The sequence below is a fragment of the Microcoleus sp. ARI1-B5 genome (assembly GCF_036705795.1).
Classification (GTDB): Bacteria; Cyanobacteriota; Cyanobacteriia; order Cyanobacteriales; family Microcoleaceae; genus Microcoleus.
The window spans coordinates 1-6731 of sequence record NZ_JAUBVK010000062.1 but is presented as its reverse complement, the minus strand read 5'-3'; the positions used below and the strand labels follow the sequence as shown (position 1 = coordinate 6731).

Sequence of the window (6731 nt, the reverse complement as noted above, 5' to 3'; positions counted from 1 at the left end):
CACGGTTCGGAGGGGGCTAGTCGGAAAAGGAACCTTCTGGAAACCTCGCTGGCTAGCTACCCACTTTCGACCGTATAAACCATAAAGCATTACTCAAGAAAATAAACACATACCCCACAATGAGCAGACAAATAAAGGTTTGGCTCAAAACAGGGTACTGTGTACGGGGTGAATTATTCCCTACCAATGATGGTACACCACAAGGCGGGGTCATCTCCCCTTTGTTGGCGAATATCGCTCTACACGGTATGGAGGAAAGAGTAAAACAGTACGCAGAAACACTAAAAGGGAGAAAACAGCATAATTGCGAATCCCTGAGTCTCATCCGATACGCTGACGACTTTGTAATCATTCACGAAGATTTAAGCGTGGTCAAAAAAAGTCAAGAGATTATCGCAGAATGGTTAAGTGATATGGGATTGGAATTAAAACCAAATAAGACAAAATTAACCCACACTCTTGAAGAAACAAAAGGAAATGTTGGGTTTGAGTTTTTAGGATTCCATGTACAGCAGCATAAAGTAGGAAACTACCGAAGCGCTAGTACATCACAAGGTATCCCTCTAGGTTTTAATACGCTAATCACCCCCTCAAAAAACAAAACCAAAGCCCATTTAGCCAAGATTGCTGAAATAATAGACACCCATAAAACCGCCCCCCAAGCTGCTTTAATTAGCAAGCTAAATCCAATAATCAGGGGATGGTCAAACTATTACTCAACAGTCATTAGTAAGGAAACCTTCACAAAGGTTGACAACCTAATATGGGGTAAATTAAGAGCTTGGTCAAGAAGAAGGGGGAAAGGGAATATCAATAAGGATAAATACTGGAAATCAGTAGACAACCGAAACTGGTGTTTCAGTACAGAGGATGGACTAGAACTAATCACCCATGCAAGTAAGCCAATCGTAAGGCATATAAAGGTCAAAGGTGAAGCTAGTCCGTTTAATGGAAACTGGACTTATTGGAGTAAGCGACGTGGTGAAAGCCCAGATACACCTAAAAGAGTTGCATCTTTAATCAAGAAACAAAAGGGTATCTGTTCACACTGTGGTTCGTATTTTACCAGTACGGATATCGTAGAAGTTGACCAGGTTAATCCAATAACCAATGGTGGTAAAAACACCTACGATAATTTTCAACTTCTGCATAAACATTGTCACGACACAAAGACAGCGAATGATGGTTCCCTCCATAAGAATCATGATTGTAAACTGTCCTAAATCGTATCCATAACAAGGATGGAATTATCAAGGAGCCGTGTGAGGTGAAAGTCTCACGCACGGTTCTGAAGGAGAGGTTAGGGGGGTAACTCCCTAATCGACTCTAACTCTACCCAACCGACCAACAAAAACAGAGTTTAGCTCGGTTATTTGGATGCGTTCGCGTGGTCTGGAATGATGCTCTAACTCTCAGCAAACAATCCGAGAAAAAACCCAAGTCCGCAGAACTCCAAAAGATAGTAATCACCCAAGCAAAAAAGACTGAGGAAAGAGCTTGGTTGAGTGAAGTATCTAATATCCCTTTGCAGCAATCTGTAGCGGATTTGGAAACAGCTTTTAAAAACTTTTTCGAGTCCTGCAAAGGAAAGCGGAAAGGTCGCTCCTTTGGTTATCCCAAGTTCAAAAAACGCACAAATAGCCAGTCAGCAAGATTAACTCGCGGGGGTTTCTCAATTAAGGGAGACGGGGTTTATTTAGCTAAAATTGGTGTTGTTAACCCTATATGGTCTAGGGCGCTACCATCTGAACCTAGCTCAGTCACGGTCATCAAGGATTGCGCTAACCGCTATTTTCTAAGCTTTGTTGTAGAGATTGAACCCGTTCGAGTCGATGCCAAAAACCAAAGTATCGGAATTGATTTGGGAATCAAAACTTTCGCGCTCGATGAGCCATGGGGAGAAAGCCGAAAGTCCTAGCTATAAAAAGCTAGACCGGAAAATCCGTAAACTTCAACGGAAATTAGCCCGTCAACCTAAAGACTCAAAACGCAGGAATAGAACCCGCATTCAGATTGCTAAGCTGCACAATCGAATTGCCGATGCCCGTAAAGATTTTCTGCACAAATTGTCAACCAAGATAGTTAACGAAAACCAAGTAATTGTTTGGGAAGACTTGAACGTGTCGGGAATGGTCAAAAACCGCTTTCCTTGCAAGGGCAATTAGTCAGCAGGGATGGTATGAGTTTAGAGTGCTGTGCGAGGCTAAATCTGAGAAACAGGGTAGGGAGTTTCGGGTGATTAGTCGTTGGTTCCCAACTAGCCAAGTATGCGCGGATTGCGGGTTTAAATGGGGGAAATTAGACCTTTCTATTCGTTCGGTGCTGTGCCTTAATTGCGGCACCGAACAAGACAGAGATTTCAACGCTGCGAGAAATATAAATAAAGTCGGGATAGGGCATTGCCACGACTCTAAATGGGCGCAGAGACAGAGTAAGACTATTTCGGTAGCATCGGTCAATGAAGCGTCAAGAATCACCGCACTTTAAGGGCGGTGAGTATGTCAAGGAATACAACGAACTGAAGGCGCGCATCACGGTTTCAATTACGCCAACTGCGGTCAATGGCATAGATGCGATCGCAGATTCCCTAGACATTTCCAGATCGGAATTATTGGAGAGGATAGGGCGCGGGATGTTGCAAGTGAAGGTGGTGCAGTTGGAAGAGTCAGGAAATTAAGAAAGGCTTTACACAATCTGAAAAATAATTGTTAGCTCGTTGGGAGGGCAGTATTGTGGATGAAATCATCCGAGTCGAATGTCAAACGGTGCGTTTTTTCGACGGGTTGGAAGTGGACGGCTACCGGCTGCCAAGCGGAGAATTTCGGGTGGGACTGACGGGAGCCAGCTTGGTTTTGGGCTATAAAGAGAATTGGCTGCGGCGCGTTCTGGGTCGCAGCGGTACGGCATTGAATGCGTTGCGGGGGCTGGGTTTTACGGAAAAAATAGAAGAAGTGGTACGCGAAACCCCTCGCGGCGATCGGTCTGTGAGGACGATCGGGTTGAGGGATTTCAACCGGCTGATTGCCTATGCAGTTGCCGACGGAAAAAAAGCTGCGCTTGCCCTCCAGCTCGCGCTGACGCCCGGTAGTGCTTAACGATTTCTTTGTCGATGCCTTTGGCGAAATGCCGCTTACGATTGATGAGAAACGCCGATTGTTCTACGAAGCTTATGCGGCAACAATCAGCCCGGAGGATTGGCGCCAGATGGATCGAGAGGACATCCTGCGGTTGGCGCTGCCTGGAGACGAGCCGCATTTGCTCTGGGGACTGTGGAATGCTTTACGTGGGCAGTAGCAGCTTCATCTACGTTAATCAGTGCTTGAGATTGGCTGTTACTGCAACGCTACGCAGGCAACCCTAATGCCTTCAATATCATTGGCAATAACTTGCTGCACGCTTCTACAATGCTGGCAGTCTGGGGCAAACTGCTCAATGTTGCCTCAAACATCTTCCTCGCTTTTCGTGTCAGCCCTTCCTTTTTAGCAGGTTCCTCTGTTTGCTTAGCGGATGCTAAAGCTTGCACCTGCTCTAATAAATCCGCTTTGTCAGGCTCTGATAGATCCGAATCATTTTCGATGACTTGTTGGAGTTGTGTCAGGAGTTCTTTGATGTTGGGTTCATCGGTTTCCGAGGAATCCGGTAATTGATTGAGAGTGTTGGTCACATTGCCGCTAATCGTGCCCAAATTAACGACTCCATCACCACCAACTAACCCGCTGATGTCGCCAATGTTGCCACCGCCCGAACGGATGTTGATTCCCTTATTTTGAGTCATTACTACTTCTCCTTTAATGATTTGAATTGTTTCTGCTTCAATCTTAGATTGATGCGTGACTGTTTTAAGAAACTGCTCGATGGTTCGATTGAGGGAGCGGATTTCACCGTCTTGTTCGGCTAGTTTTAACTGAACGGCGATCGGTAATTCCTTTTTGATTCGAGCGTAATCTGTAAAATACTCGCGACTTAACTCAGATTTGTCTGCTCCTGGCGCCGTTATAAACCGGAGATTCAAGCCATTGTCGCCCCGCCGTTCGATCGCCACAAACCGCAGCTCTTGCTCTGGATGGTTGGTTGATAAGTTTTTAAGTGCAATAGAGATAGCGCGGGGGTCAATATCCTGACTGTGGTACAAATCTAGAGTATCCACGTAAGGTTTAATGAAATCTGCAAACTCCCCCCCAGCAAAGGTTTCTCCCCAGTTATCCGGTTTTCGCAATCGGTTGGGATTACCTTTGGTGTCCAGGCGCATGAATACATAGTCGCATTGCACGCCCTCTAGCTTGGTGCTACCTGTAATTCCCCAATCTTCGATACAAGCTCCTGTAAGAATTGCTCCCGTCATATCTGTACCGTCGAGTTGCGCTTGCTTCAGGATGGCTCTGGACAAATTAGCATTCTGTAAATTAGCGTTGTTGAGGTTTGTTCCAATAAAACTGACACCTTGCAGATCTGCCCCTTGCAAGTTCACCCCTTCCAAATTCAAGCCATCAAAGTTTTGAGATTGTCCGTTGAGCGTGACAACGAGTTGCCGAATGTGGGAATTGGCGAGGTAGGTATTGTCCAGACGAGCATAATCAAGCGCTTTAACTTGATAGAAGCGAGTACGAGTAAGATTAGCCTCTCGTAAATCGCAAAACTTAAGCGTTGAACCAGTAAAGTCTACATCAGTTAAGTTAGCTCCCTTAAAACAATTTCCTCGTCCTGTCACTATTGCTATTGCTGCTTGCAGCCTCCATAACCCCCCTGGATTGCAAGTGAGTGCTTTGCGGCTAAGATGCCAGGAAATCGCAATAGCTACAATTACGATCGGCATTACTTTGGTTATGGGTACACTTATAATAGTTACTGCAAGCATTGGGAGAAATGTACTCACAGTAGCTATCACAAGAGAGTCTAATGAAACTCTTAATAAAATTAGCGCTAAAGTAGCAATTTCTATACTTATTGAAACTAAAACTATGGCTCCAGAGCCTAAAAAGAAAGGAACACTCATATCAAGCCTACCTGTTTGGGAAGGCAGAGCGATTGATAATAATAGAAGCGGCAGCAAGGCTCCTATGCCTATAATAGTCCCCAGAACAAAGTTTTTTTGTATACTACTAAATAATGTGATACTTAAAGAGAGTAAAACCGAAACCCCATAAGGTAATGAAGATGTCGTCAATAATCCAGTGGCTAGTAAACTTCCTGCTCCCAGAAAACAACCAGCTAAGCTAGCTAAGAGCAGGGTAGCAAAAAGCAAGAACACTTGCCAGCTCACTTTTATTCCAAAATTAACCTTATGGAACTTTGACTTTTCAAAATTTATTCTAGTAAAAGCTATTCCTTGGAAAACAGCACCCTCAAAACAGGTTTCTGCCAAGCCTTCAGAATGCGATTGTTGCATTTTTTAAATAATGAGAATCTACTGAATCATAAGCATATTTAAGTACACTTTTTCTCACAGTCAGAATGACCTTTGCTCCAGCAATTAACTAGACAGACTAATTGAGGGAAACCCTGAGGAGGCTTTTCTTTAATGCCAAAAGCTCCAGGGGGAATAATTTCTGTAATATTAATTCCTTCCGATGTACTTGAAGAGTCTACTACCTCAAACTGAAAGTTTTTGAGTGCCTTATCGATTGGATTTAAGGAGTTATCTGAATCTTCGCCCGAAAGAGAATCAGATAATTGGGTCGTAGTTATTCGGAAGCTGATGAGTGACTCGATCCATTCTGTTGCAAGCTGTTTTTGCTTCTTAGAGAGTTTGTCCCAACCCGGACATAAAATCTTTGTTGTCATACTGCTAGCTCCTCTATTTTTTTATGTTAAAGAATAATAGGAGTAAATCAGATGCTTTATCAGCCCTGAAGTTACTTCATTCGCAACTGGTAAACTAACTGACGAATTTCACTTTTTTTAAGGCTATTCGTCACTCGCGCTATTTCTTCAAACATCGAGCGATCGCATCATAGCGATTCGGCGTGCGGTAAAACTCCAGGATACATCCAAATTTGACCGCTTCTACTTACTTACTAGAGCCTGGTTGCGACATCAGGACTGTTCTAGAATTGCTGAGATACCAAAACGCGCAGACAACGATGGTTTACACTTGTGACAGATTATTCAGTCAGCGTTGATGGATGCGTTCGCCTCACCTCAACCAATCCTTAAAATCTCTAACTTGCCTTGTTTTTAGCTAACCAACCGCCGCCATGACCGACTCGATCGTCACCCAACTCCAACAAGCTTCCCAGGGTTTGCTCTTCCGAGCGCGAATCCGACGCCCCCTTTGAGGTCATTCATTGGCCAGCACAGGGACAACTAACCCAGGCTAAGGTGCTGCAACTGACGAACCATCCGCCCGATGCTCCAGTGGAAGTAGTAACACTCGATGAGTTCTTTGATACTGCCACCGCTGAGGAAGATTGGCACGGTGAAGAGGAACGGGAAACGGCAAAGCGCTTTCAGAACTTGGTGAGCATCCTCAAGCAGAACCTCTGGCAGTTGCAGGTTTATCGAGTGGGTAGCGTTGAGATTGATGTCTACATCGTTGGGATGACGGACGGTGGCGGATTGGCGGGGCTGTCTACGAAACTGGTGGAGACTTAATTTCAGAAAATACTTTCCAAGGCAGCTTCAGCTAAGGAAGAAAACCACTATAAAATATTTTTCCCCAAACAAAAAGCGCCCCTATTTCTAGGAGCGCTTTTTGTAATCTGGGACTAAAACTTAGCCGTTGATAGAAGGAG

At 44.6% G+C, this 6731-nt stretch carries 12 protein-coding genes; 9 read left to right on the top strand and 3 right to left on the bottom strand.

Features of this window, described 5'->3' with window-relative positions; translation table 11 throughout:
• The first annotated feature begins 119 nt into the window (after positions 1 to 119).
• The 7 genes from QUB63_RS34680 to QUB63_RS34650 all read left to right on the top strand — a co-directional run bounded on the left by QUB63_RS34680 (position 120) and on the right by QUB63_RS34650 (position 3294).
• Positions 120 to 1223, top strand: a complete 1104-nt coding sequence (locus QUB63_RS34680; protein WP_332949929.1) for a group II intron reverse transcriptase — start codon at positions 120 to 122, stop codon at positions 1221 to 1223.
• A 164-nt stretch (positions 1224 to 1387) separates the two neighbouring features.
• The gene (locus tag QUB63_RS34675) at positions 1388 to 1918 is read left to right on the top strand and encodes an RNA-guided endonuclease InsQ/TnpB family protein (protein WP_332949928.1); all 531 of its coding nucleotides are present in this window, start codon (positions 1388 to 1390) and stop codon (positions 1916 to 1918) included.
• On the top strand, positions 1833 to 2165 hold the full coding sequence (locus QUB63_RS34670) for a transposase (RefSeq protein ID WP_332949927.1): 333 nt from the start codon (positions 1833 to 1835) through the stop codon (positions 2163 to 2165). The genes QUB63_RS34675 and QUB63_RS34670 overlap by 86 nt, the downstream gene beginning before the upstream one ends.
• Before the next feature lie 25 nt (positions 2166 to 2190).
• Complete coding sequence (locus QUB63_RS34665) at positions 2191 to 2487, top strand: transposase (RefSeq protein ID WP_332949926.1); 297 nt, start codon at positions 2191 to 2193, stop codon at positions 2485 to 2487.
• Positions 2459 to 2677: a hypothetical protein gene (locus QUB63_RS34660; protein WP_332949925.1), complete on the top strand. Its 219-nt coding sequence runs from the start codon at positions 2459 to 2461 to the stop codon at positions 2675 to 2677. The genes QUB63_RS34665 and QUB63_RS34660 overlap by 29 nt, the downstream gene beginning before the upstream one ends.
• Before the next feature lie 55 nt (positions 2678 to 2732).
• On the top strand, positions 2733 to 3095 hold the full coding sequence (locus QUB63_RS34655) for a hypothetical protein (RefSeq protein ID WP_332949924.1): 363 nt from the start codon (positions 2733 to 2735) through the stop codon (positions 3093 to 3095).
• A 28-nt stretch (positions 3096 to 3123) separates the two neighbouring features.
• Positions 3124 to 3294 carry a hypothetical protein gene (locus QUB63_RS34650; RefSeq protein ID WP_332949923.1) on the top strand — a complete coding sequence of 57 codons (171 nt, stop codon included), beginning with the start codon at positions 3124 to 3126 and terminating at the stop codon, positions 3292 to 3294.
• A 49-nt stretch (positions 3295 to 3343) separates the two neighbouring features.
• On the opposite strand, the gene QUB63_RS34645 is transcribed toward QUB63_RS34650, so the two are convergent.
• Entirely contained in the window at positions 3344 to 4813 is a 1470-nt protein-coding gene (locus QUB63_RS34645; protein ID WP_332949922.1) for a pentapeptide repeat-containing protein, read from the bottom strand.
• A 10-nt stretch (positions 4814 to 4823) separates the two neighbouring features.
• Between QUB63_RS34645 and QUB63_RS34640 the strand changes: the two genes are divergently transcribed.
• Positions 4824 to 5144: a hypothetical protein gene (locus QUB63_RS34640; protein ID WP_332949921.1), complete on the top strand. Its 321-nt coding sequence runs from the start codon at positions 4824 to 4826 to the stop codon at positions 5142 to 5144.
• 280 nt (positions 5145 to 5424) lie between these two features.
• Here the strand turns inward: QUB63_RS34640 and QUB63_RS34635 are convergent, their stop codons facing one another.
• On the bottom strand, positions 5425 to 5781 hold the full coding sequence (locus QUB63_RS34635) for a hypothetical protein (RefSeq protein WP_332949920.1): 357 nt from the start codon (positions 5779 to 5781) through the stop codon (positions 5425 to 5427).
• Between the two features lie 377 nt (positions 5782 to 6158).
• Positions 6159 to 6281, bottom strand: coding sequence for a hypothetical protein (locus QUB63_RS34630; protein WP_332949919.1), 123 nt, complete (start codon positions 6279 to 6281; stop codon positions 6159 to 6161).
• Here QUB63_RS34630 and QUB63_RS34625 point away from each other — a divergent pair.
• Complete coding sequence (locus QUB63_RS34625; RefSeq protein WP_332949930.1) at positions 6280 to 6591, top strand: nuclease A inhibitor family protein; 312 nt, start codon at positions 6280 to 6282, stop codon at positions 6589 to 6591. The genes QUB63_RS34630 and QUB63_RS34625 overlap by 2 nt on opposite strands.
• Positions 6592 to 6731 lie beyond the last annotated feature (140 nt).